Source organism: Bacillus sp. CBEL-1 (assembly GCF_004348885.1).
In the GTDB taxonomy this organism is placed as follows: domain Bacteria; phylum Bacillota; class Bacilli; order Bacillales; family Bacillaceae_H; genus Priestia; species Priestia aryabhattai_A.
In genome coordinates this window covers 1,368,013-1,392,398 of sequence record NZ_SBIM01000013.1, presented here as the reverse complement: position 1 = coordinate 1,392,398, position 24,386 = coordinate 1,368,013, and the positions used below count along the sequence as shown (strand labels likewise).

The 24,386-nt window shown below is 38.1% G+C and carries 28 protein-coding genes; 27 read left to right on the top strand and 1 reads right to left on the bottom strand.

Annotated elements, in window-relative coordinates; all coding sequences use genetic code 11:
• The first annotated feature begins 6 nt into the window (after positions 1–6).
• The 27 genes from EPL02_RS17045 (at position 7) to EPL02_RS16915 (ending at position 22,763) form a co-directional block, all read left to right on the top strand.
• Positions 7–531 carry a YqhR family membrane protein gene (locus EPL02_RS17045; protein WP_094910775.1) on the top strand — a complete coding sequence of 175 codons (525 nt, stop codon included), beginning with the start codon at positions 7–9 and terminating at the stop codon, positions 529–531.
• 92 nt (positions 532–623) lie between these two features.
• Entirely contained in the window at positions 624–1,061 is a 438-nt protein-coding gene (aroQ, locus tag EPL02_RS17040; protein ID WP_094910774.1) for a type II 3-dehydroquinate dehydratase, read from the top strand.
• 3 nt (positions 1,062–1,064) lie between these two features.
• Complete coding sequence (locus tag EPL02_RS17035) at positions 1,065–2,123, top strand: M24 family metallopeptidase (protein ID WP_131888287.1); 1,059 nt, start codon at positions 1,065–1,067, stop codon at positions 2,121–2,123.
• A gap of 19 nt (positions 2,124–2,142) precedes the next feature.
• On the top strand, positions 2,143–2,700 hold the full coding sequence (gene efp, locus EPL02_RS17030) for an elongation factor P (RefSeq protein WP_094910772.1): 558 nt from the start codon (positions 2,143–2,145) through the stop codon (positions 2,698–2,700).
• A 123-nt stretch (positions 2,701–2,823) separates the two neighbouring features.
• Positions 2,824–3,105 carry a YqhV family protein gene (locus EPL02_RS17025; RefSeq protein ID WP_025911524.1) on the top strand — a complete coding sequence of 94 codons (282 nt, stop codon included), beginning with the start codon at positions 2,824–2,826 and terminating at the stop codon, positions 3,103–3,105.
• A gap of 66 nt (positions 3,106–3,171) precedes the next feature.
• The gene (gene spoIIIAA / locus EPL02_RS17020) at positions 3,172–4,104 is read left to right on the top strand and encodes a stage III sporulation protein AA (RefSeq protein ID WP_094910771.1); all 933 of its coding nucleotides are present in this window, start codon (positions 3,172–3,174) and stop codon (positions 4,102–4,104) included.
• A gap of 16 nt (positions 4,105–4,120) precedes the next feature.
• Entirely contained in the window at positions 4,121–4,633 is a 513-nt protein-coding gene (spoIIIAB, locus tag EPL02_RS17015; RefSeq protein WP_094910770.1) for a stage III sporulation protein SpoIIIAB, read from the top strand.
• A gap of 17 nt (positions 4,634–4,650) precedes the next feature.
• Positions 4,651–4,857: a stage III sporulation protein AC gene (gene spoIIIAC / locus EPL02_RS17010; RefSeq protein ID WP_025911519.1), complete on the top strand. Its 207-nt coding sequence runs from the start codon at positions 4,651–4,653 to the stop codon at positions 4,855–4,857.
• A 20-nt stretch (positions 4,858–4,877) separates the two neighbouring features.
• Positions 4,878–5,261, top strand: a complete 384-nt coding sequence (gene spoIIIAD, locus EPL02_RS17005; protein WP_061784668.1) for a stage III sporulation protein AD — start codon at positions 4,878–4,880, stop codon at positions 5,259–5,261.
• A 37-nt stretch (positions 5,262–5,298) separates the two neighbouring features.
• Positions 5,299–6,471, top strand: coding sequence for a stage III sporulation protein AE (spoIIIAE, locus tag EPL02_RS17000; RefSeq protein WP_131888286.1), 1,173 nt, complete (start codon positions 5,299–5,301; stop codon positions 6,469–6,471).
• A gap of 11 nt (positions 6,472–6,482) precedes the next feature.
• Complete coding sequence (spoIIIAF, locus tag EPL02_RS16995; protein ID WP_094910769.1) at positions 6,483–7,094, top strand: stage III sporulation protein AF; 612 nt, start codon at positions 6,483–6,485, stop codon at positions 7,092–7,094.
• A 7-nt stretch (positions 7,095–7,101) separates the two neighbouring features.
• A complete protein-coding gene (gene spoIIIAG, locus EPL02_RS16990) occupies positions 7,102–7,749 on the top strand; it encodes a stage III sporulation protein AG (protein ID WP_094910768.1) in 648 nt (215 codons plus the stop codon).
• Positions 7,750–7,762: 13 nt separating this feature from the next.
• The gene (locus EPL02_RS16985) at positions 7,763–8,356 is read left to right on the top strand and encodes a SpoIIIAH-like family protein (protein ID WP_094910767.1); all 594 of its coding nucleotides are present in this window, start codon (positions 7,763–7,765) and stop codon (positions 8,354–8,356) included.
• Positions 8,357–8,687: 331 nt separating this feature from the next.
• Positions 8,688–9,191 (top strand): acetyl-CoA carboxylase biotin carboxyl carrier protein, encoded by a 504-nt coding sequence (gene accB / locus EPL02_RS16980; protein ID WP_094910766.1) that lies wholly within the window; start codon positions 8,688–8,690, stop codon positions 9,189–9,191.
• A 13-nt stretch (positions 9,192–9,204) separates the two neighbouring features.
• Positions 9,205–10,557, top strand: a complete 1,353-nt coding sequence (accC, locus tag EPL02_RS16975) for an acetyl-CoA carboxylase biotin carboxylase subunit (protein WP_094910765.1) — start codon at positions 9,205–9,207, stop codon at positions 10,555–10,557.
• A gap of 29 nt (positions 10,558–10,586) precedes the next feature.
• Entirely contained in the window at positions 10,587–10,988 is a 402-nt protein-coding gene (locus EPL02_RS16970; protein ID WP_094910764.1) for an Asp23/Gls24 family envelope stress response protein, read from the top strand.
• A 289-nt stretch (positions 10,989–11,277) separates the two neighbouring features.
• On the top strand, positions 11,278–11,670 hold the full coding sequence (nusB, locus tag EPL02_RS16965) for a transcription antitermination factor NusB (protein ID WP_094910763.1): 393 nt from the start codon (positions 11,278–11,280) through the stop codon (positions 11,668–11,670).
• An 83-nt stretch (positions 11,671–11,753) separates the two neighbouring features.
• The gene (gene xseA / locus EPL02_RS16960; protein ID WP_094910762.1) at positions 11,754–13,097 is read left to right on the top strand and encodes an exodeoxyribonuclease VII large subunit; all 1,344 of its coding nucleotides are present in this window, start codon (positions 11,754–11,756) and stop codon (positions 13,095–13,097) included.
• Between the two features lie 3 nt (positions 13,098–13,100).
• Positions 13,101–13,334, top strand: a complete 234-nt coding sequence (locus tag EPL02_RS16955; RefSeq protein ID WP_094910761.1) for an exodeoxyribonuclease VII small subunit — start codon at positions 13,101–13,103, stop codon at positions 13,332–13,334.
• A 2-nt stretch (positions 13,335–13,336) separates the two neighbouring features.
• Positions 13,337–14,230, top strand: a complete 894-nt coding sequence (locus tag EPL02_RS16950; protein ID WP_131888285.1) for a polyprenyl synthetase family protein — start codon at positions 13,337–13,339, stop codon at positions 14,228–14,230.
• Positions 14,231–14,546: 316 nt separating this feature from the next.
• Positions 14,547–16,445, top strand: coding sequence for a 1-deoxy-D-xylulose-5-phosphate synthase (gene dxs / locus EPL02_RS16945; RefSeq protein WP_131888284.1), 1,899 nt, complete (start codon positions 14,547–14,549; stop codon positions 16,443–16,445).
• Complete coding sequence (locus EPL02_RS16940) at positions 16,442–17,272, top strand: TlyA family RNA methyltransferase (protein ID WP_131888283.1); 831 nt, start codon at positions 16,442–16,444, stop codon at positions 17,270–17,272. The genes dxs and EPL02_RS16940 overlap by 4 nt, the downstream gene beginning before the upstream one ends.
• A gap of 186 nt (positions 17,273–17,458) precedes the next feature.
• Positions 17,459–17,908: a transcriptional regulator AhrC/ArgR gene (gene ahrC, locus EPL02_RS16935; RefSeq protein ID WP_025911491.1), complete on the top strand. Its 450-nt coding sequence runs from the start codon at positions 17,459–17,461 to the stop codon at positions 17,906–17,908.
• A 16-nt stretch (positions 17,909–17,924) separates the two neighbouring features.
• Positions 17,925–19,643, top strand: coding sequence for a DNA repair protein RecN (recN, locus tag EPL02_RS16930; protein ID WP_131888282.1), 1,719 nt, complete (start codon positions 17,925–17,927; stop codon positions 19,641–19,643).
• 186 nt (positions 19,644–19,829) lie between these two features.
• A complete protein-coding gene (gene spoIVB / locus EPL02_RS16925; RefSeq protein WP_094910756.1) occupies positions 19,830–21,107 on the top strand; it encodes a SpoIVB peptidase in 1,278 nt (425 codons plus the stop codon).
• A gap of 225 nt (positions 21,108–21,332) precedes the next feature.
• A complete protein-coding gene (gene spo0A, locus EPL02_RS16920; protein ID WP_094910755.1) occupies positions 21,333–22,124 on the top strand; it encodes a sporulation transcription factor Spo0A in 792 nt (263 codons plus the stop codon).
• Between the two features lie 390 nt (positions 22,125–22,514).
• Positions 22,515–22,763, top strand: coding sequence for a DUF2798 domain-containing protein (locus EPL02_RS16915; RefSeq protein WP_286175478.1), 249 nt, complete (start codon positions 22,515–22,517; stop codon positions 22,761–22,763).
• A 29-nt stretch (positions 22,764–22,792) separates the two neighbouring features.
• Here the strand turns inward: EPL02_RS16915 and EPL02_RS16910 are convergent, their stop codons facing one another.
• The gene (locus tag EPL02_RS16910) at positions 22,793–24,364 is read right to left on the bottom strand and encodes an L-lactate permease (RefSeq protein WP_131888280.1); all 1,572 of its coding nucleotides are present in this window, start codon (positions 24,362–24,364) and stop codon (positions 22,793–22,795) included.
• Between the last annotated feature and the right edge of the window lie 22 nt (positions 24,365–24,386).

Below are 24,386 nucleotides of genomic sequence, written 5' to 3'. Positions count from 1 at the left end.
ATGAAGATGACAGCTAAACAAGATAATAAGCCGGCAAATCAACAAATACAATCAAAGGAAGGCTCATTCTTAGCTAAAGCGATAGTTATTGGTTTTGTAGGAGGAGTGTTTTGGAGCTTAATGGGATACGTTACGTATTTATTTAGCTTTAGTGAAATTCATCCTAATACAATTTTACAGCCGTGGGCTTTTGGTAGTTGGAAAGACCGTTGGCCAGGGCTTATTGTTAGCGTTTTGATTATTGGTATTATATCAATTGGTGTAGCGCTTCTTTACTATGTGTTCTTGAAAAAGTTCAAGTCAATATGGTTTGGTATTGTATATGGAGCAGTGCTTTGGGCGTTCGTCTTTCTGCTGCTTAACCCATTGTTTCCAAGCATGAAAACGATAGGAGAACTAACTTCTAATACCATTATTACAACTATTTGTTTATACATCTTATACGGGATATTTGTCGGGTATTCCATTTCCTTTGAGGCAGCAGAGCTAAACAGCAGTTCTGGACATAAATCAGAACTTGTGAATGAGTAGTGTGAATGTTTTGATTTATGATAAACTAAAAAGAGAAAACATAGGGTCTATTTTAATAATAGAACTAGCTGTGTAAGTAAGGGAGAGTGTCCATGAGAAAGTTTTTAGTAATTAATGGTCCAAACCTAAATAGGCTGGGCGTTCGAGAGCCTGCGGTTTATGGTAGAGAGAATTTAAAAACGTTAGAGCACAACCTACATCAGCTTGCTGAGCAACAGAGTGTGCATATTGAATGCGTTCAGTCTAATCATGAAGGAGTCATTATTGACTGGATTCATGAAGCAGACGAGAACTTTGATGGCATTGTCATTAACCCAGGGGCATTCACACACTATAGTTACGCAATTCGGGATGCGATTGCAAGTATTTCAGTTCCTGTGCTTGAAGTTCATATTTCAAACGTACATAAGCGAGAAGAATTTCGTCATGAATCCGTGACGGCACCTGTCACAGCAGGACAAATTGTAGGCTTGGGCATTTATGGATATGAGTTAGCGATTCTTGCTCTGTTGCAAAAGAAAGGGGAATGAAGTATGAAAATAGAGAAATTACGTAAGCAGTTGCAAACGTTAAATGTTGATGGAATAGTTATTACAAGTGAATACAACCGTCGCTATATGACTAATTTTACTGGTTCAGCAGGTATAGCAGTAATCTCCAATGATAAAGCTGTATTTATCACAGATTTTCGCTATGTAAAGCAGGCTAGTGAACAAACAGAGGGGTTTGAAATTGTTCAACATAAAGGCCCAATCCTGGAAGAAGTAGGTCAAGTTATTACACAGCTTGGAATTAAAAGCGTTGGTTTTGAAGAAAATCATGTTTCATACGCTCAGTTTCAACAGTTTAAAAAGCATGTTAAAGCAGAGCTTGTTCCAGTTTCCAATGCGGTTGAAAACTTACGCTTGATAAAGAGTGACTCAGAGATTAAGATATTAAAGGAAGCTGCAAAAATTGCAGATGCAGCATATGAGCATATTTTGACCTTCGTTAAGCCTGGTGTAACAGAGCTTCAAGTGTCTAATGAGCTGGAGTTCTTTATGCGAAAGCAAGGTGCAATTTCGTCCTCGTTTGATACAATTGTGGCGTCAGGTCATCGTTCGGCATTACCGCACGGCGTTGCTTCTGAAAAAGTCATTGAAGCAGGAGAATTTGTTACGCTTGATTTTGGTGCGTATTATAAAGGCTATTGTTCTGACATTACGCGCACATTTGCGGTAGGGAAAGTCAGTCAAGAACTAAAGGGAATTTATGATACAGTATTAGAGGCGCAGTTAAGAGGCATGAAAGGAATTAAGGCGGGTATTACGGGTAAAGAAGCCGATGCCTTAACACGAGACTATATTGTAGAAAAAGGATACGGACAGTATTTTGGTCATTCTACCGGTCATGGTGTGGGATTAGAAGTTCATGAAGGCCCGTCGCTTTCTGTGAAGTCTCAGGATACGCTGCAGCCAGGAATGGTTGTAACCGTTGAACCAGGTATTTACATACCAAACCTTGGTGGCGTTCGTATTGAAGACGATACCGTGGTAACAGAAGAAGGAAATGAGTCATTAACATACTCACCGAAAGAACTTATTATTTTATAAGATGTAGGAGGATTTTTTCATGATTTCAGTAAACGATTTTCGCACAGGTCTAACAGTAGAAGTGGACGGAGGTATTTGGCGCGTAATGGATTTCCAACACGTAAAGCCAGGTAAAGGAGCAGCGTTTGTTCGCTCAAAACTTCGTAATTTACGTACTGGAGCTGTTCAAGAAAAAACATTCCGTGCAGGGGAAAAAGTAGCAAAAGCACAAATCGATAACCGTAAAATGCAGTATTTATATGCAAGTGGTGATCAGCACGTATTTATGGATAACCACTCATACGAGCAATTAGAACTTCCAGCAACAGCAATTGAATATGAGTTAAAGTTCTTAAAAGAAAATATGGAAGTAGCTATTATGATGTATCAAGGTGAAACGCTAGGTGTTGAGCTTCCAAATACAGTTGAATTAAAAGTTACTGAAACAGAACCAGGTATTAAAGGTGATACAGCATCAGGTGGCACGAAGCCAGCTACAGTTGAAACAGGCCTAATTGTACAAGTTCCATTCTTCGTAAATGAAGGCGATGTATTAATTATCAACACAACAGATAGCAGTTACGTATCACGTGCATAATAAAGCAAAAAAAAGAAGAGATAATTATCTCTTCTTTTTTTTGTGCTTTTCTTTTTCGTAAGTGATAAGTTGTCCACCGATTGCATAGGTTGTACTAAATGATGTAATACGTGGGAGGAAGTTATGAAGCATTGGTTTGATCACATAAACGGAACTGTTTTGACAATGGCTTGCTTACGATTTGTTTCATCTTTTATTGAATTCATTGCGGCTATTTTAATTTTTACGAATAATGATGTCAAAAAAGCATTAATGATTAATGGAATGCTGGCGCTCGTAGGGCCAATTGTGATGATCACGTCATTTAGCCTTGGGTTAGTGTCGGTTGCTGATCAGCTATCTTTTGGTAAGCTTGTGCTCATCGGTACAGGCGTCCTTTTAATTTTAATTGGAGTGTTTAAGTGAAGTTTCTGACATAACAACTAAAAGCTTGCCATACATTGAAATGAGTATAAAGGTGAGGGGATTTCAATGCTAGATGAAATTGTCGCTATTTTTCCAGAAGGTATTAAGCATAATGTCCAGCCGTATATACAGCGTTATATAGCAACTTTAGAGGAAGTACGCATTCGAATTGGAAGGCAAATTGAGTTAACGATTGACAGTGAACCTGTGTTTTTGCCCTATGTGGTAACGGCAGAAGACACGCTATTTATTTTAAATAAACTCAGTCATTTCTCTATTTATATGATTGAAGAAGAATTAAAAAAAGGGTATGTGACGATTGAAGGCGGTCATCGTGTAGGGCTTGCGGGTAAAGTTATTACTGAAAATGGACATGTTCGTGTAATTCGCGATGTGACTTCGTTTAACATTCGAGTAGCAAAAGAACAAATCGGCATAGCAGAACCGCTAATTCCTCTGCTCTATCAATCCAGATGGCTTAGTACTGTTTTGATTGGTCCTCCACAAACAGGAAAAACAACAATGATAAGAGACTTAGCAAGAATGATGAGCACAGGAAATAGTCAACAGAAGATTGGAGCGGTTAAAGTGGGTATCGTAGATGAACGCTCGGAAATTGCAGGCTGTGTCAAAGGTGTTCCCCAACATACCTTTGGAACACGAATAGATGTTTTAGATAGCTGTCCGAAAGCCGAAGGAATGATGATGATGATTCGATCGATGAGTCCAAACGTATTAATTGTGGATGAGGTAGGAAGCGAAGAAGACTGTCAAGCCGTGCTAGAGGCCGTCAATGCAGGAGTACAAGTATTTATGACGGTGCACGGTTACGATCTGTTTGATTTAAATAAACGCCCTTCTTTGAAACAATTATTAGAACTTGAAGTATTCGATCGCTATATGGTATTAACCAATGAGAATGGGCCAGGAACTGTGAAAGCCATCTATGATCAAGCAAGAAAACCACTTTCGTTGAAGTCCAATTATTCTTTGAAATAAAAAGGGTGACGAAGAAATGAAAATTTTAGGAGCTATTTTTATTTTACTGGCTTCTACGTTCACAGGCTTTGAAGTTGCCAAGCAGCTTAGTGAAAGGCCAAGACAACTTCGGCAACTAAAAACAGCGCTACGATCGTTAGAGTCAGAAATCATGTACAGTAACCGCCCTCTTCATGAAATATCAAACATGCTTTCAAAACAATTTCCTAATCCATTATCGCTTTTTTTTAAGGAGTTCGAACAGCGTTTAATACAAGGAATGACCACTGCGAAAGAAGCGTGGGAACATGCTCTTCAAGCACATAAAAAAGCGCTTGCCTTTAAAGAGGGAGAACTTGAAGTGTTAAAGCAGTTTGGTGAAACGTTAGGGCAACATGATCGGTATTCCCAGCAAAAACATATATTGTTAGCTATTAACCACTTGGACCGGGAAGAGCAGGATGCGCTTGAACAGCAAAGTCGGTATGAAAAAATGATAAAAAGCCTTGGCTTTTTATCAGGATTGCTACTCGTCATTTTATTGATGTAGTGATTGGAGGAATAAGGATGAACATTGATATGAATACAATTTTTCAAATAGCAGGGATTGGTATTGTTGTAGCGTTTCTCGTTACGGTGTTAGAGCAAATGGGCAAGAAAGATTATGCAAACTGGGTAACACTTATAGGGTTTATTTATATCTTGTTTATGGTTGCATCGATTGTTGAAGATTTATTTCAAAAAATTAAAGCCGTTTTTTTATTTCAAAGCTAAGGGGGTGATTAGCCATTGAAATGATACAGATTGTGGGCCTAGGCTTAGTTGCTACCTTTTTAGCACTCATTTTAAAAGAGCATAAATCCCCCATTGCTTTTTTACTTGTTGTCTTTGTAGGGTGTGTGATCTTTTTATTTTTAATCGATCAGATATACGAGATTATTAAAATGATTGAAAAGCTCTCTGTGAACGCACACGTTAACATGATTTATGTTGAAACGATCTTAAAGATTATAGGAATTGCTTATATTGCAGAATTTGGTGCTCAAATTACGAAGGACGCTGGGCAAGGTGCGATCGCTTCTAAAATTGAACTGGGCGGTAAAATTTTAATCTTATCAATGGCTATTCCCATCTTAACAGTAATTATTGAAACAATTATTTCCATGCTACCGTCTTAAATTATTAAACTCATGAGGTGACGAGATGAAGTGGTGTATGAGTAAACGAAAATTGCTCGCATTCCTTTTGCTCCTCTTCTTTTTCTTTCCAAATAATGTACAAGCCTCTCAGTCTGCGCCTCAAGAAGAAATAGTAGATGAACAAATTGACCAGCTCAATATCGACGAAGTGAAGCAGTTTTGGGATGATATCTTGACTCAATATGGTGGCTTTTTACCAGAAAGTCAAAAAGGTAGCTTAGTTGACTTCTTAAAAGGTGACAAAGAGTTTTCACTTCAAGAGTGGCTGAGCGGGTTGGTGAAATTTTTACTTCATGAAATTATTTCAAATGGAAAACTGCTAGGAACACTCATTATGTTAACCGTATTCAGCGTCTTTTTACAAACGTTACAGAGCGCATTCAATCAACAAGCTGTTAGTAAAGTTGCCTATGCGCTTGTGTATATGGTGTTAATTATCATTGCGCTAAATAGTTTTCAAGTAGCTATTTCATACGCAACAGGCGCAATCGAAACAATGTCTAAGTTCATTTTAGCTCTGGTTCCACTATTATTAGCGTTAATGGCTTCATCGGGCGGGGTAATATCGGCGGCATTCTTTCATCCAGTGATCTTATTTTTAATGAATATTAGCGGCATGCTCATCCAGTATATAGTCATGCCACTATTGTTTTTATCAGCGCTTTTAAGCATTGTAAGTACTATTTCAGATCAGTATAAGGTCACCCAGTTAGCTCAGCTGCTTCGAAACATCAGCATTGGTATTTTAGGAGTCTTTTTAACAATTTTTTTAGGAGTCATTTCAGTACAAGGTGCTACTTCTGCTGTTGCGGATGGAATTACTATTCGGACCGCTAAGTTTGTTACCGGAAACTTTATTCCAGTTGTGGGAAGGGTATTTACAGACGCGGCAGATACCGTTATCACAGCCTCACTTCTTTTAAAGAATACGGTTGGAATAGCGGGAGTGGTTGTTTTACTCTTAATCGTTGCCTTTCCAGCTATTAAAGTGCTAGCGCTTGCGTTAATTTATAAGCTAGCTGCAGCACTTTTACAGCCAATCGGAGGCGGTCCTGTTATTTCGTGTTTAAGCATTATCAGTAAGAGTGTTGTTTATATTTTTGCTGCATTGGCAATTGTCTCACTGATGTTTTTCCTATGTTTAACAGTCATCATTACAGCCAGCAACGTTACGATGATGGTCAGGTAGGAGGAGAAAAAATGCAAGCATTAACAAGCTGGATTACAAATATTATTCTATTCATTTTACTAGCAACAGTTATAAATTTATTGCTTCCTAATTCAGGGTTTCAAAAATATACGAAGCTCGTCATTGGCTTACTCCTAATGCTAATTATTGTTACGCCAGTCTTTCAAATTTTAAAAGTAGACGTAAATAAAATGTTTAATTCGATTCGATTATCAGCGGTTGGTGACGATGCAGGAGTAGAAAATTTAATAGAAAGTAAGAAAAAAGAAATACAAGCTTCACAACGTGCATATATTTTAGAACAAATGGCTGTCCAAATGGAGACAGAGGTAAAAGAGGAGCTGATGGAACAGTATGGTGTAGCAATTGATCAGATGCACATTGAAACGAAAAATGAAGAAGCAGATCCTGAAGCCGACAACATAAAAACGATTACAGTTGTGATGAGTGCACAAGAGCCTGAAGATGAACAGGCCGTGGCAGTTGTGAAAGAAATCTCCATTGACACCTCCACACCAATTGAAAAAGAACCTTCAAAAGAAGCGACGGATATTACTACGTATCTAGCAGCTAAATGGGGCATAGATGAAAAACAAATGATTGTAAACTTGGAGGAGGAGTGAACGTGACATGAATGATAAAAAAGAAGAATCATCGTTTTTTAAAAGACTTTTCTCCATGACCAAAAAATCAGGTGACAAAAAGCCTTCTAAGCTCGTTTATATGGGTATTTTATTAGCAGCAGGAATGGTCTTTATGCTCATGAACGGTTCAAAGGGTATGTTGCAATCAACAGTAGATGAAGCAAAACCAGCTTCTTCTACTGTACAGGACCAAGAGGATGTTCCAACGTTTGGTTCGAAAAAAAACACAGCGATTACTGATTATGAAAAGAAATATGAAGAACAGTTACAAGAAGTATTAGAACAGATTGATGGTGTAAGCAAGGTGGAAGTAATCGTGAACCTCGATGCAACAGAGGCGAAAGTTTATGAGAAAAATACGGTGACCCAAAAGCAATCGACGGATGAAACGGATCGTGAAGGTGGAAAGCGAAAGGTAGAAGACATTTCTACAGATGAAAAGTTAGTTATCGTTAGAAGTGGTGACCAGGAAAAGCCTGTTGTAGTGAAAACAGAAAAACCGAAAGTACGAGGCATTCTTGTCGTCGCGAAAGGGGCTGATAATATCGAGGTGAAAAAGTGGATTATTGAAGCAGTGACACGCTCCTTAGATGTTCCTAGTCATAGAGTTGCCGTATTACCTAAAAAAGGTTAAGGGGGAAATCCAAATGTTATTAAAAAAGCAAACAGTTTGGTTATTAACAATGTTAAGTTTAGTAGTGGTTTTATCAGTATACTATATGACAACCCCAGAAAGCCCTCAATCAAACGTAGCGGTTGTGGATCAACAAGAAGAAAATACGAAAAAAGAAGCTGGAAAAGAAGATGCTAAAGAGCCCGCAAAAGAAGATACAAAAAAAGAAAATGCTAAGTCTACTACAGAGAGCAAAACGACTGTATCAAATGTAGAAAGTGATGAATTGTTTACGGCGCTTCGATTAGAGCTAATTGATGAGAGAAGCAAGTTGAAAGAAGAGTTACAAGAAGTAGCTGCTTCCAAAAACGTATCAGCTACTGAAGTAAGTAAAGCAATGGATAAAATCGACCAACTGTCAGAGCTAGCAGAAAAAGAGGCTGTCATTGAAACATTAATTAAATCTAAAGGTTATGAAGATGCATTGGTAAGAGCTGATGGTAGCGAGGTTAATATTACTGTGAAAACTGAAAAGCATTCTAAAGCAAAAGCAAATGAAATTATTCAATTAGTGAAAAAAGAGCTTGGACAAAAAGAGGTGGCAGTTGAGTTTCAACCAACAAAATAAATCAATTCAAAAAGCGATGAAGCCTATTGTCATCGCTTTTTTTTACGTTTTATTCCATGGGGGTAGCTAAATTTTAACGTGGATTTATCCAAGTGGTTGGGTTATAATTATCATTATAGCCTTATATTAGTACTAGGTTATAATATTTTTCTACAATTGTAATTTCTCCATCGATACGATTATAATTGTAAATAGTAGTAAGTTCTAAAACCCATTTTGAGTAGATTATTCTTTTAAATGCGTACAAAGCAATTTGAATGAAGATTGCAATTTGTCGTATCATAGCAAAGTAGTAGAAAGATTTCTATTTCATGAAGTAGGAGTGTTTAATATGTTAAAAATTCAAGAAATCCGTGAATTAATTAAATTAGTTGATCAATCATCCATTGAAGAATTTGTATATGAGCATGAAGGATCAAAAGTAAAAATGAAAAAGAAAGATGCAATTGTTTCAAAGAACGCTTCGCCTGTACAAGTTGTTTCATCAACTCCTGAAGTAGTAGCGCCACAACCTGTTGCTCAACCACAAGCGGCAGCCGTAAGCGAAACAAAACCAGCTGAGCCAGTAGAAGCAGCGCCAGCTAAAGATGAGAATCTACATAAAATTACGTCTCCAATGGTTGGAACGTTTTATGCATCATCTTCTCCAGATGAAGATGCATATGTTGCAGTTGGTGACAAAGTTCAAAAGGATTCCATTGTATGTATCGTTGAAGCAATGAAATTATTTAATGAAATTGAAGCAGAGGTTAAAGGTGAAATTGTAGAAATTTTAGCTGAGAATGGTCAGCTTGTAGAGTATGGTCAACCTCTTTTCTTAGTGAAGCCTGAATAAGGAGCGGTAAAACATGATTAAAAAGCTTTTAGTTGCAAATAGAGGAGAAATTGCAGTCCGTATTATTCGTGCCTGCAAAGAATTAGGCGTAGAGTCAGTTGCAGTTTATTCCCAAGCCGATCGCAACGCTCTTCATGTACAGCTTGCAGATGAAGCTTATTGCATTGGACCTACGGCATCAAAAGATAGTTATTTAAACTTTACAAATATCATGAGCGTTGCAACATCAACAGGTTGTGATGCAATTCATCCAGGATATGGATTCTTAGCGGAGAACTCTGATTTCGCAGAGCTTTGTCGAGAATGCAATATTACGTTTGTGGGACCTACTCCTGAAGCTATTACAAAAATGGGCACAAAAGATATTGCGCGAGAAACAATGCGTCAAGCAGGTGTGCCAATTGTTCCAGGTTCAACTGGTATTGTAGAGTCAGTTGAAGATGGCATGTCAATTGCTAAAGATATTGGATATCCTGTAATTATTAAAGCAACAGCCGGTGGTGGCGGAAAAGGAATTCGCGTTGCAAGAACAGAGCAAGAGCTTGTAAAAGGCATTACGATAACGCAACAGGAAGCTGCTACGGCATTTGGTAATCCAGGTGTTTATATCGAAAAGTACATTGAAGATTTCCGCCATGTTGAAATTCAAGTATTAGCAGATACACATGGTAACGTGATTCATTTAGGAGAGCGTGACTGTAGTATTCAGCGTCGACTTCAAAAATTAATTGAAGAAACGCCTTCGCCAGCACTAAATGAAGAAACACGTGCTAAAATGGGAGACGCAGCTGTAAAAGCAGCTGAGGCAGTTGGCTACACGGGTGCCGGTACAGTAGAGTTTATCTTTGATTATCGTGAAAATAAATTCTATTTCATGGAAATGAATACGCGTATTCAAGTAGAGCATCCTGTAACAGAAATGGTAACAGGTGTTGACTTGATTCAAGAGCAAATTAAAGTAGCAAATGGCGAATATCTTCCTTTGAAACAAGAGGAAGTAACATTTAATGGATGGGCGATCGAATGTCGTATTAACGCAGAGAACCCTGAGAAAAACTTCATGCCATCTGCTGGAACAATTGAAATGTATTTACCACCAGGCGGCTACGGAGTACGCGTTGATTCAGCTGCATACCCAGGCTATACAATCCCGCCATATTATGATTCTATGATTGCGAAGCTAATTGTTCATGCACCAACTCGTGAAGAGGCAATTGAGCGAATGAAGCGTGCTTTAAGTGAGTTTGTTATTGAAGGAGTTGCAACAACGATTCCGTTCCACTTGAAATTATTAAATCACGAACAATTTGTAGGTGGAGAATTCAATACAAAATTTCTTGAGCTACATGATGTAATGAATTCGTAGTATAGTATAAATAATAGGAGGTGCTGTACATGAATGAAAATCATGTATTAGAAATGGAAGAACATCCAAATTCCTTAGGTAAAGTTGAAATTGCTCCTGAAGTTATTGAAGTAATTGCAGGGATTGCGGCTTCAGAAGTAGAGGGCGTTACGGCTATGCGTGGCAATTTTGCAGCAGGTGTCGTTGAAAAGCTAGGGAAGAAAAACCATGGAAAAGGCGTTAAAGTCGATTTAACTGAAAATGGTATTAAAGTTGATGTATTCTGTATGATGAAGTTTGGTGTATCTATTCCAGTTGTGGCGCAAAAGGTACAAGATAATATCCGCCAAGCGTTAAAGAATATGACAGCAATTGAAATAGATGAAGTAAATATTCATATTGTGGGCGTTCAATTTGATACGCAAAAGCAAGAAGTTGAAGAAGAGGAGTAACTCCTGATTTTAGTTATTTCTTTTCCAGACAAGCTATGGTAAAGTGAAAAAGACTGTCTCGTCACATAGACGGTCTTTTTCGTGTTTATGAATTGATCTAGAAGGTGTAACATGGCGGAAAAGCACTGAATAAAGAAGGACGCCATGTTACGCTTTCTAATGTTGGATGATTAACAGTCGCGCAAAAGTGAGATAGTAATGACGGGTGAAATTCCTTCTTTGATTTACAATAAATTGTGCTATTATCTAGGTATACTAGTGAAAGTAGATAAATAAAGGAGTCAAAATAATGAAAAGACATACAGCAAGACAAAAAGCATTACAGGCCTTATTTCAGCACGACCTTGGGCAAATTGAGCCGTTAGAAGCAATGGAGAATGTGTTGCAAGAAGGAAAAGGTGACGATTTCTTAGAAAAATTAGTATTAGGCGTAGCAAATAACCAAGAAGAAATCGATGGCATTCTACGTGATCACTTAGAAAAATGGACGTTAGATAGAGTTGCAACGGTAGACCGTACTATTTTACGTATGGCGGTATATGAAATGAAATACGAAGAAGAAATTCCTGGAAATGTTACGATGAATGAAGCAATTGAATTAGCGAAAGTATTTGGTGATGATCAATCTGGTCGCTTTATTAATGGTGTATTATCGAAGGTAGCTGTTACTCTATCTCGCTAACCGAGTACAATCTAATGAGGTACTTCTCTCCTTTATCTAAAAAGGAGAGGGGAAGAACCTTTTAGAAACAAGGAGGTTATATTATGAGTGAAGTTCGTTATTTAACTGTATCAGCATTAACACGCTATATTAAGCGGAAATTTGATGTTGATCCTCACTTACAAGATATTTGGATTAAAGGTGAAATATCTAACTTTAAAAAGCATAGTAGAGGTCATATGTATTTTACCTTAAAAGATGAAAATGCTCGAATTGCAGCGGTTATGTTTGCTGGTCATAACAGCAAGTTAGCTTTTCAGCCTGAAGAAGGAATGAAAGTGTTAATTCGCAGCGAAATATCCGTATACGAACCAAGTGGAAACTATCAAATGTATGTAAAGGAAATGCAACCTGATGGTGTTGGTAATCTCTACTTAGCTTATGAGCAGTTAAAGAAAAAGCTTGAAAAAGAAGGCTTATTTCATGCTTCCCACAAACAAAACCTTCCAAAATACCCGAGTGCAATCGGTGTAATTACATCCCCGACAGGAGCCGCAGTCCGCGATATTATCACAACGCTGAAAAGGCGCTACCCAATCGCTAAAATTATTGTTATACCAGCTCTCGTTCAAGGTGTGAATGCTGCTCCTTCAATCGTAAAAGCAATCAACGAAGCAAACAAGCGAGACGAAGTTGATGTACTAATTGTTGGGCGAGGAGGAGGGTCGATTGAAGAGCTATGGGCGTTTAATGAAGAAGCGGTTGCACGTGCGATTTATCATTCAGCGCTACCTGTTATTTCAGCAGTTGGGCATGAGACCGACTTTACAATTGCAGATTTTGTAGCAGATCTAAGAGCCCCGACTCCAACAGGAGCTGCAGAACTCGCAGTACCAAGTATTGCTGAGATTTCGGAGCGTATTTCGCAACGAAATATTCGCTTACTTCGCGCGATGAATGAAAAAATTCAGCATAGTAAAAGACGATTGGAAAAGTCCCAAAAATCCTATGCGTTTCGCTATCCACAAAAACTAATCGAACAAAAAGAGCAACAACTTGACCGCGTTATCGATACATTATATCGTGAAAGCAAGAGATTTTTCGAAAGAAAGCAAAATCAATACGAACAACTTGCCATGAACTTGCAGCGCAATCATCCTCAGCAAAAAATCAAGCAAGCACGTGAACAGCACATGCAGCTAACAAAAGTGTTGCAAAGAGAAATGCAACAACTTATGAAACAGCAGCACCTTTTATTTGCAACCACAGCCTCTAAGCTACATGCACTAAGCCCGTTAAAAACAATGGAGCGGGGATATAGCTTGGTGTATGATGATGATCAGAAGTTAATAAAATCAACAAAGCAATTGGCAAAAGGTGATACTATTCAAGTTCGGTTAACTGATGGGCAACTACAGTGTGAAGTGTCAGATATAAAGGAGCGATAAAAGATGGCGAATAAAAAAGAGCAGACGTTTGAAGACGCAATGGATCAGCTGGAGAAAATTGTAAATAACTTAGAAGAAGGTGACATTCCGTTGGAAGAAGCGATTGAAAAATTTCAGCAAGGAATGTCTTTATCAAAATTCTGTCATGATCGTCTCCAGCAAATCGAAAAACAAATGGAGAACATTTTGCAAGAAGACGGAACGTTAGCACCTTTTACTGTTCAGGAGGAAGAATAAACGTGAGTGAACAGCAGCTACAGAATTATATTCAATTTACAAAAGAGAAAGTAGAGACATTTTTTCATGAGTATGTAACAAATCTGCAAGCTCCTTCATTATTAAAAGAGTCGATGTTGTATTCATTAATGGCAGGAGGAAAGCGTCTGAGACCAATGTTAGTTTTTGCGACGTTAAAAGCATTGGGGCATGATGAAGAAAAAGGAATCGCAGTTGCAAGCGCAGTTGAAATGATTCACACGTATTCACTCATTCACGATGACTTACCAAGCATGGATGACGATGATTTACGAAGAGGCAAGCCTACAAATCACAAGGTATATGGCGAAGCAACGGCAATTTTAGCGGGAGACGCGCTATTAACAAACAGTTTTCAGGTGATTATAAATGCCTCACAAATAAAAGATGAAGTAAAAGTAGAGCTTCTGAGCGAGCTTACAAAAGCAGCGGGAGCAGAAGGCATGATTAAAGGACAGGTTGCTGATATGCAAGGAGAACAGCAACATGAATATTTAACCCTTCAGGAGCTAGAAGATATTCATATACATAAAACAGGAAAGCTTTTAAGTTTTTGTGTGAAAGCAGGTGCAATCTTAGGTGAGGCAACTGAAGAGCAGTTGAAGCTTCTAGAAAAGTTCAGCTTTAACTTAGGAATTGCTTTTCAAATTCAAGATGATATTTTAGATATTGAAGGGTCCGAAGAAGCAATTGGCAAACCAGTGGGAAGCGATACGGAAAACGAAAAGACGACGTATCCACTTCTACTGGGAATGGAAGAAGCCAAACAAAAGCTTCATCACCATATTCAATCCAGCTTAGATGCGCTTAAAACAGCGAATTTGGATACGGGGTTGCTTGAAGAAATTTGTCTATACGTAGCAAAACGTGATCGTTAAGCAACGGCCCTGTTTTTTATATAAATGAGATAAAATAAGATTGAGTCCCAATATTGCCTATGCTATAATAGCCTTACTACTATGTCAAAGACGTAGTGCATAGGTTTGCAAGACATATACAATATTTTGGTGGCCGTTATCACATTTGTGTTAGCGGCTATTTTTTCACTGTTTTCTTTTAAAGAGAGGTATGTTTACTTATAACCTGACAAAGGTATTATAAGTAGTAACTGTGTTAATAATTGACTATTAGTATAAAACCATACAAAATGTATTAAGGTAACTTTATAACAAGTACGAAAGTGAGTGATCCAGATTGGATCTTACAGCGATAAAAAGTCCTGATTTTTTAAAAAAGATGTCAATAACAGAATTAGAAGCATTGAGTGAAGAAATTCGTCGCTTTTTAATTACAAAGCTCTCTGTAACAGGAGGCCATATTGGGCCAAACTTAGGAGTAGTTGAGCTGACGGTGGCCCTTCATAAAGTATTTAACAGTCCTAAAGATAAATTTCTATGGGATGTTGGACATCAGTCCTATGTTCATAAAATTTTAACGGGACGAGCATGCGAATTCGATACTATTCGCCAGTATAAAGGCCTTTGCGGTTTTCCTAAGCGTGATGAAAGCGAACATGATGTGTGGGAAACGGGACACAGTTCTACTTCATTATCAGCTGCAATGGGAATGGCAGTTGCGCGTGATTTACAAAAAACAAAATCTCATGTTATCCCAATTATTGGTGACGGAGCCTTAACAGGCGGTATGGCCTTGGAAGCGCTAAACCATATTGGCCATGAAAAAACAGATATGACTGTTATTTTAAACGATAATGAGATGTCGATTGCTCCAAATGTAGGTGCCCTTCACAGCGTACTGGGGCGACTTCGTACAGCAGGGAAATACAATTGGGTAAAAGATGAGCTAGAAGTGCTTTTGAAAAAAGTTCCAGCCGTTGGTGGGAAACTAGCAGCCACAGCGGAGCGCGTTAAAGATGGTCTAAAGTATATGGTTGTATCCGGTATGTTTTTTGAAGACCTTGGATTTACATACCTCGGTCCGGTGGATGGTCATAATTACGAAGAGCTTTTAGAAACTCTTCAGTATGCCAAGAAGACAAAAGGGCCAGTTGTCGTTCATGTTATTACGAAAAAAGGTAAGGGGTACTTACCAGCAGAAAGTGATACTAGCGGTGCGTGGCATGGTACAGGCCCTTACAAAATTGAGTCTGGTGACTTTATTAAAGATAAAAATGTACCGGTAGGATGGAGCGCACTAGTGAGTAATACTGTTTTAAAAATGGCTCGTAAAGACGAACGTATTGTAGCGGTCACGCCTGCTATGCCAGTTGGGTCTAAGTTAGAAGCATTTCAACAAGAGTTTCCGCATCGTATGTTTGATGTTGGAATTGCAGAGCAACATGCAACAACGATGGCAGCTGGCTTAGCTACTCAAAATATGAAGCCGTTCTTAGCTATTTATTCAACGTTCTTGCAGCGTGCTTATGACCAAGTTGTACATGACATTTGTCGTCAAAAGCTAAATGTATTTATCGGAATTGACCGAGCAGGCTTAGTTGGAGCAGACGGAGAAACACATCAAGGTGTATTCGATATTGCATTTTTACGCCATTTACCAAACTTAGTGTTAATGATGCCGAAAGATGAAAATGAAGGTCAGCATATGGTTCATACAGCATTAACATATGAAGCAGGACCAATTGCTATGCGTTATCCTAGAGGGAATGGTCTAGGGGTACCGTTAGATGAAGAGCTAAAGTCAATTGATATTGGAACATGGGAAGTACTAAAAGAAGGTACAGATGCAACTATCCTAACGTTTGGTACAACGATTCCAATGGCTATGGAAGCGGCGGAAGCGTTAAGTGAAAAAGGTATTCAAGTTGAGGTTATCAATGCACGTTTCATCAAGCCAATGGATGAAGCAATGCTGCACCAAGTTTTAAAATCAAACCGCCCTGTTTTAACAATTGAAGAAGCTGTATTACAAGGTGGATTTGGAAGTGCAGTATTAGAGTTTGCTTCAGAGCATGGATATTATTCCCCTATTGATCGTATGGGAATTCCAGATAAGTTTATTGAGCATGGAAGCGTAACAAAGTTATTAGAAGAAATTAACCTAACAACTGATGAAGTAATTAATCGAGTAAATAAACTCGTAAGACCAATACAAAAGAGGCTTGAAGTGAAGTGACGAAAAAAGAACGAGTAGACGTTCTACTAGTCGAAAAAGGCTTGGTAGAAACGAGAGAAAAAGCGAAGCGAACAGTTATGGCTGGCCTTGTATACGCGAATGAACAGCGTTTAGACAAGCCTGGGGAAAAGATTGATCGAGAAACACCTTTGACTGTAAAGGGAGCAGTAATGCCGTATGTAAGTAGAGGTGGCTTTAAGCTTGAAAAAGCACTGAAAGAGTTTGATGTACAAGTGAAAGATCGTATTATGATTGATATTGGCTCGTCAACAGGTGGATTTACTGACTGTGCTTTGCAAAACGGAGCAAAAATGTCATATGCACTGGATGTCGGCTATAATCAACTTGCTTGGAAGCTACGACAAGATGAGCGAGTGGTTGTGATGGAACGTACGAACTTTCGCTATGTTACGCCAGCTGACCTTACGGCCGGGTTACCTGAATTCGCGTCAATCGATGTTTCATTTATTTCCTTAAAGTTAATTCTACCCGTGCTAAAACAACTTCTTGTATCAGGGAGTGACGTGGTAGCCCTTGTGAAGCCGCAGTTTGAAGCAGGTCGCGAGCAAGTTGGAAAAAAAGGAATTGTACGAGATGCAAAGGTTCATCAAGAAGTTGTTGAGAATATGGTGAGTTTTGCTTTGAAGGAAGGGTATGATGTACGCAACGTATCGTACTCACCAATAACGGGTGGAGACGGAAACATTGAGTTTCTACTTCACCTACATTGGAAAGGACAAAGAGAGCAAGGAGAGAATCTTGCTACTCTAACAGCTCAAGAAGTTGTGGAACAAGCGCATTTAGTACTTAAAGAGAAGAAGTCTTAACGCTCTTGTCTCTGTCCAAGCATGAAAAGCCAATGCTAGTAACTCTAGCATTGGCAATTTGATTATACACCTTTATACGCAAAGGTGTATAATCAAATTGAATGTCAGCATGATGTGGAAGAGAATCATAACATTCCGTCTATACTATAAGAAATAAGATAATACATATTAGTGTGAGGTGCCAGTATGAACAAAGGGCAAAGACATATTAAAATTCGTGACATTATTACAAACAATGATATTGAAACGCAAGACGAGTTAGTAGATATTTTGAAAAATCAAGGATTTAACGTAACGCAAGCAACCATCTCTCGCGACATTAAAGAGCTTCACTTAGTAAAAGTTCCGTTAATGGATGGTCGCTATAAATACAGCCTTCCTGCCGATCAGCGCTTTAACCCTTTACAAAAGCTAAAGCGGTCATTGATGGATGCTTTTGTAAAAATCGATTCAGCAGGGCATATGCTGGTAATGAAAACTTTGCCAGGTAATGCCAACGCTATTGGAGCATTGATTGATCATTTAGATTGGGAAGAAATTCTAGGTACAATTTGTGGTGATGATACGTGTTTGATTATTTGTCGAACGCCTGAAGATACTCAAAAGATTTCGGATCGATTCTTAGAAATGTTGTAAAGGTGTGTGAAACAGATTGTTAGCAGAACTATCAATCAAAAACTTTGCCATCATTGATGAGCTTTCAGTATCGTTTGAAAAAGGCTTAACAGTTTTAACAGGTGAAACAGGAGCTGGTAAGTCAATTATTATTGATGCTATTCATTTGCTTGTTGGAGGGCGTGGTTCATCTGAGTTTGTAAGGCATGGAACAAATCGAGCGGAGATTGAAGGGTTATTTTTAATTGAAGACGAGCACCCTTGCTATGAAAAAGCCAAGCAGGTGGGAGTTGAAGTTGAAGATGGAATGGTGGTGCTAAGACGAGACATCACTATGAACGGTAAGAGTATTTGCCGTATCAATGGAAAGCTAGTCACGCTTGGCATTTTACGTGAAGTGGGTCAAACACTGATGGATATCCATGGACAGCATGAACATCAGGACTTGATGAACCAAGATCGACACCTAATTCTTCTTGATCAGTATGGGGGGCAAAAGGTTGAAGAAGCACTATCAGAATATCGAGAAGTGTTTACTACATATACGACGCTAAAGAAACAGTTAGAACAATTGACAGAAAATGAACAGCAAATGGCTCATCGCTTAGACTTAATTCAATTTCAGCTTGATGAAATCAAAGCAGCTGATCTTCAACCAAATGAAGATGAGTTGCTGATGGATGAGCGCCTTAAGATTTCTAACTTTGAGAAGATTTATACGTCCTTAACAGATGCGTATAATGCGCTTCATGGTGAGCAAAGAGGGTTAGATTGGCTGGGTGTAGCTATGAATCATGCCGAAGAAATTTCAAACTTAGAAGATACCTATGGTGAAATTTCAGAAGTTATATCATCAAGTTTTTATCAAATTGAAGATGCTTCTTATCGTATTCGTCAGCAGCTTGATTTATTAGAGTATGACCCAAAGCGCCTTAATTTTATTGAATCACGGCTAAATGAAATTAGTCATTTAAAGCGTAAGTATGGTCAAAGCGTTGATGAAATTCTGGAGTATGCAGCTCAAATTGAAGATGAAATTGATCGAATTGAAAATCGAGATACTCACGTTGAGAAAATTAAACAAAAGCTGTCGAGCATAGCGGAAGATTTGCTTGTTGAAGCGAAAAATGTTTCTGAGGTTAGAAAGCAGCTAGCAGCAGAATTAACGGATAGTATTCATCAAGAGCTACAGGAGCTTTATATGGCTAAAACTATTTTTAATATCGTATTTGAAAAGCTACCATCAAATCAAGCTGATAGCGAACTTAGCGGTGATTCTGTTAAGTTTACTAAGGATGGTATCGATTCAGTGGAGTTTTACATTTCTACAAACCCAGGTGAGCCGTTAAAGCCTCTTGCTAAAGTAGCGTCTGGTGGAGAACTATCTCGTATTATGCTTGCACTAAAGAGTATTTTCTCTAAGCATCAAGGCGTTACGTCCATTATTTTTGATGAAGTAGATACAGGGGTGAGCGGCCGTGTCGCACAGTCCATTGGTGAGAAAATTCATGCCATTTCTGTAGATTCTCAAGTACTATGTATTTCTCATCTTCCACAGGTGGCTGCTATGGCAGATACACATTTGTTTATTTCAAAGCAAATTAAAGATGATCGTACTACAACATCTGTTCTACCTTTAAGTGAAGAAGAGAAAACAAAAGAAATTGCTCGCATGATTGCAGGAGCCGAAATAACTGATTTAACTCAGCAGCACGCCCAAGAACTGTTGGGTTTAGCAGCGAAAATTAAACAATAAGCATTTAAAAAGCGCTTCTGGTGGATTGTTATGTGCCAAAAGCGCTTTTTTTATGTAGTAAACTTTGGTTAAAAATCTTTCCTGCCGTTCTTTTTATTTTTCTTTGAACTTCGGTTATAAATGGGCTATAAGAAGGCAAAAGTAAAAGTGTAGCCATTTAGGCGAGGAAGCGAGGAGAGTGAAAAGATGAACAATCGAATTAGATATATAATTGGTGCAATTCTCCTTGTTTCGTTTATTTTTGTAGGCTTTATCCCTGTTGTGCAGCAATACCTTACTATCCCAAAACAAATGACATTGTTTAAAAGTGATGAAGTGAATTTTCCTACATCGTTAGCAGTTAGCACTCATAGTAATGATGTTATTGAAACGATGAAACAAGACGCTAAGCTTAGTATCGCTGGCAAAGAAGTAGGAAAAGAAGAAATGATGCTCCACCTTGCAGGAGTACCGGTCAAAAGAGTAGATGTTCAAGTATTATCTGACTTTAAAGTCATTCCTGGAGGCCAATCAATTGGTGTCAAGCTGAACTCTAAAGGTGTTTTAGTTGTTGGTTATCATCAAGTTGATACGAAAGATGGAAAGAAATCTCCTGGTGAAATTGCAGGCATCCAAGTAGGCGACATGATTACAAAGATCAATGGCAAAACGATTGAAAAGATGAGTGATATTACCCCATTTATTCAGCAAGCAGGAAAAACTGGAGAGCCTTTAAAATTGCAAGTAATGAGAGAAAAAGAACAATTTCAAACAAAGTTATATCCTTTAAAAGACAAAGAAGATTACGCGTATCGAATTGGTCTATATATTAGAGATTCGGCAGCAGGTATTGGTACGATGACTTTCTATGATCCAAAATCAAAGAAATATGGAGCGTTAGGTCACGTCATTTCCGATATGGATACCAAAAAACCAATTGTTGTAGAAGATGGGCAAATTGTACGCTCTACCGTCACATCAATTGAAAAAGGTGAAAACGGCGTTCCAGGCGAGAAGCTAGCACGCTTCTCAGAAGATAAAGAAATTATCGGCAACATCAAAACAAATAGCCCATTTGGTATCTTTGGAAAGCTATCTGAAACGATGGAAAACGGTATTTTAGATAAGCCAATGCCGATTTCACTATCTCATCAAGTAAAAGAAGGACCCGCTAAGATTCTAACGGTAGTTGAAAATGATAAAGTGGAAGAGTTCGATGTGGAAGTTGTTAGTAGCATTCCGCAAAAATTCCCTGCTACTAAAGGGATGGTCATTAAAATTACAGACAAAGAGTTATTAGACAAAACAGGTGGTATTGTGCAAGGAATGAGCGGCAGCCCAATTATTCAAGATGGCAAAGTAATCGGAGCTGTTACGCATGTATTTGTTAATGATCCAACTTCAGGATATGGTGTTCATATTGAGTGGATGTTAAATGAAGCTGGTATTAATATTTATAAAAAAGAATCAAAAAGAGCGAGCTAACGATAAATAGTTCGCTCTTTTTGCGATGAAAAGACTGTCGTAATACCGTTAGAAAAACGTCGAAAAAACCAGAAAACACAAGGAATTTATGGGATAATGATAAAAAAGACTTTTTTATAAAAAAATAAAGGAAATAATGTTGCATTGTCGAATTTGTCCTTTAGAATAAAGAGTAGAGACATGCGGGACTGGCGTATAAGTTAAGGGAATGAGGAGGAAGATACTTTGAAAAAAATTAAAGTATGTTTAGTCGATGATAATAGAGAATTAATTGGACTGCTTGAGGATTACATTTCTGAACAAGATGATATGGAAGTAATCGGGGTTGCGTATAACGGGCAGGAATGTTTGTCTATTTTAAAAGATAAAGATCCAGACGTGCTTGTACTAGATATCATCATGCCTCATTTAGATGGGCTTGCAGTATTGAGTCAATTAAAGGAAATGAAAAAAGAAAACTATCCTAACGTAATTATGCTAACCGCTTTTGGTCAAGAAGACGTGACGAAAAAGGCAGTCGATTTAGGCGCTGCTTATTTTATTTTAAAGCCATTTGATATGGAAAACTTAGTAAACCATATTCGCCAGGTAAGCGGTCAAGCTTCATCTTTCACAAACCGTTCATCCTCATCAGCAATGCGCTTACAGCGTGATAATAAGCCTGCGAACTTAGATGCAAGCATCACAAGCATTATTCATGAAATTGGCGTGCCTGCTCACATTAAAGGCTATTTATATTTACGTGAAGCGATTTCCATGGTTTATAAAGATATTGAATTACTGGGTTCAATTACAAAAGTCCTTTATCCGGATATTGCTAAAAAATATAATACTACAGCAAGTCGTGTGGAACGTGCGATTCGTCATGCAATTGAAGTAGCATGGAGCAGAGGTAATATCGATTCAATTTCCTCTTTATTCGGCTATACGGTTAGCATGACAAAAGCAAAGCCTACAAATTCAGAGTTTATCGCCATGGTTGCGGATAAATTACGTCTTGAACACAAAGCTTCTTGAGAGGGTAAGAAGTAAACGAAGGCTTACTAACTGTTAAATATGAACGAGATAGTACAATAAAAAACATCATTCTTTACGAGGACGCTAATCCGATAAAGAATGATGTTTTTTATTGTACTAGTTTTTCAAAACCTAGTGATGATGTTTACGCATTAAGTCTAATAACGTTAATGCGTGTCTGTATAATTAGATTTAACAATAGTTAATTTACTAAAATAAATATAGGTGATACCATATATACTTGTAAAAGTGTTGAATTGTAGAGAAGTGGAACGAGCTGTTACACATACTTGTTATTTTTTTCACATATTGAATACGTAATATAACATTCACTCCCACTTTTAATTTATCTATTAAAAAAGAAGGTGACATTCAAAATTGAGGATTCATATGAGATATAAGCGTATTATTTTTGCCTTCTGCATGGCTTTAAGTATTTCTTGTTTTGTTTCATTTATGTTGGTATCCATTAACTTTGGTTACAATGATACATTTATGCAAACGTGGTTAAAAATCTGGTCTGAAGCTTTTGTATGTGCTTTTTTTGGCTCTTATTTCTTTCCAATCGGCATTAATAAACTAATGAGTAAAATTCAGTTTGTAGAAAAGTCTCTAAATGGTAGTGGTAAAGAAATATAAAAAAACTCGGCTTTTTAAGCCGAGTTTTTTTATTGAAAAAGAGATAAGATAAAAGTCCAAATACAAACAAATAAAAGTAAAGTGAGGCTGTAGCGCAGCGTCATTTTGGTTAACTCAGCTTCTTTTCCTGTTTGGCCAACTGCTGCTGTTGCAATAGCAATTGACTGTGGAGATACGAGCTTCGCCATGACTCCTCCAGCTGTGTTGCTAGCAACTAGCATAGAAGGATTTGTTCCAATTAAAGACGCGGCCGTTGTTTGGATTGGAGCAAAAAGCGTATTGTTATTCACAACAGAACCTGTCATAAACACACCAATCCAGCCAAGAACAGGGGAGAAGAAAGGAAAAATTTGACCTGCTTCAGCTACCGCATTCCCAAGTGCCATCGTTAATCCACCGTATGTCATTAGTTTGGCGATGCTAATAACAGCACAGATCATCCCAATGGGAATGATAAATTCTTTTATTGTCTTTCCTAGAAGTGCTAGGCTCCGAGATGGACTAATTTTTTTCGTTGTTAAAACAGTGGTTACAGCAGCCAAAAGGATGGCCGTTCCAGTTGCTCCAATAAAGTCAATTGAAAGTGCAATTGGTGTTCCAGGAGCATTAAACGTGAAAACAAAAGATGATAACGGGTTTCCTGGTTGGAAAAGAGATTTGAAAACTGGAAGACTCCAAAGCAGTACAAATCCTGTTAACAAATAAAAAGGTGACCATGACAGAATGATTTCTTTTAATGCGTACTTGTTTACAGTAGATACTTGTCCATTTAGTAAGAAAATACGCTTTGGCTGCCATTTACGTAAGAAAAGAGCAAGGGCTCCCATTGCTAGAAGGGCAGGAATAATATCAGCAAGCTCTGGCCCAATCCAGATAGTCATAGCGGCTTGTGCACTAGTATAAACAAAAGACGTGACCAAAATAGCAGGGAGTGTTTCTTTAACTCCTCGCCATCCATCAAGTAATAAGATGAGCAAGAAAGGAATCGTAAAGTTAACCAAAGGGAGCGTTAAAGCTGTTTGAACAGATACATCCATAGCACTTACATTCTCTAACTGAAAAGTATCAACGATTGCTATTGGAATACCAATGGCACCAAACGCACCAGATGCTCCGTTTGCTATTAGGCAAAGCATAGCTGCTTGAAGTGGCTTAAAGCCGAGTGAAACGAGCAGCACGGCGCAAATTGCAATTGGTACACCAAAGCCCGCAGCTCCTTCTAAAAAGGCATTAAAGCAAAAGCCGATGAGCAACAGTTGAAGTCGCTGATCACTGGAGATGTTGATAATACTACCTCTTAGAACATCAAATTTCCCGGTTTCGACGGCAATTTTGTAAAGCCAAACCGCCATAATAATAATATAGCCGATAGGCCAAATACCTTGAATGAAACCTTGAATAACGCTCCCAACTGCATTGGTAGGTGAAAGGTCAAAAAAGTAAACAACAAGAAACAGTGTAATAGCTAGGTTTAATAGTGCTGCATAAATCCCTTTCATTTTAAAAAGAGTTAAGCATATTAAAAATGAGATAATAGGAATAGCTGCAATAAGTGCTGAAAGTGTAAGATTCTCAAATGGATTATACGTATCAACAAGCATTTAAACGGCTCCTTTAGGAAGC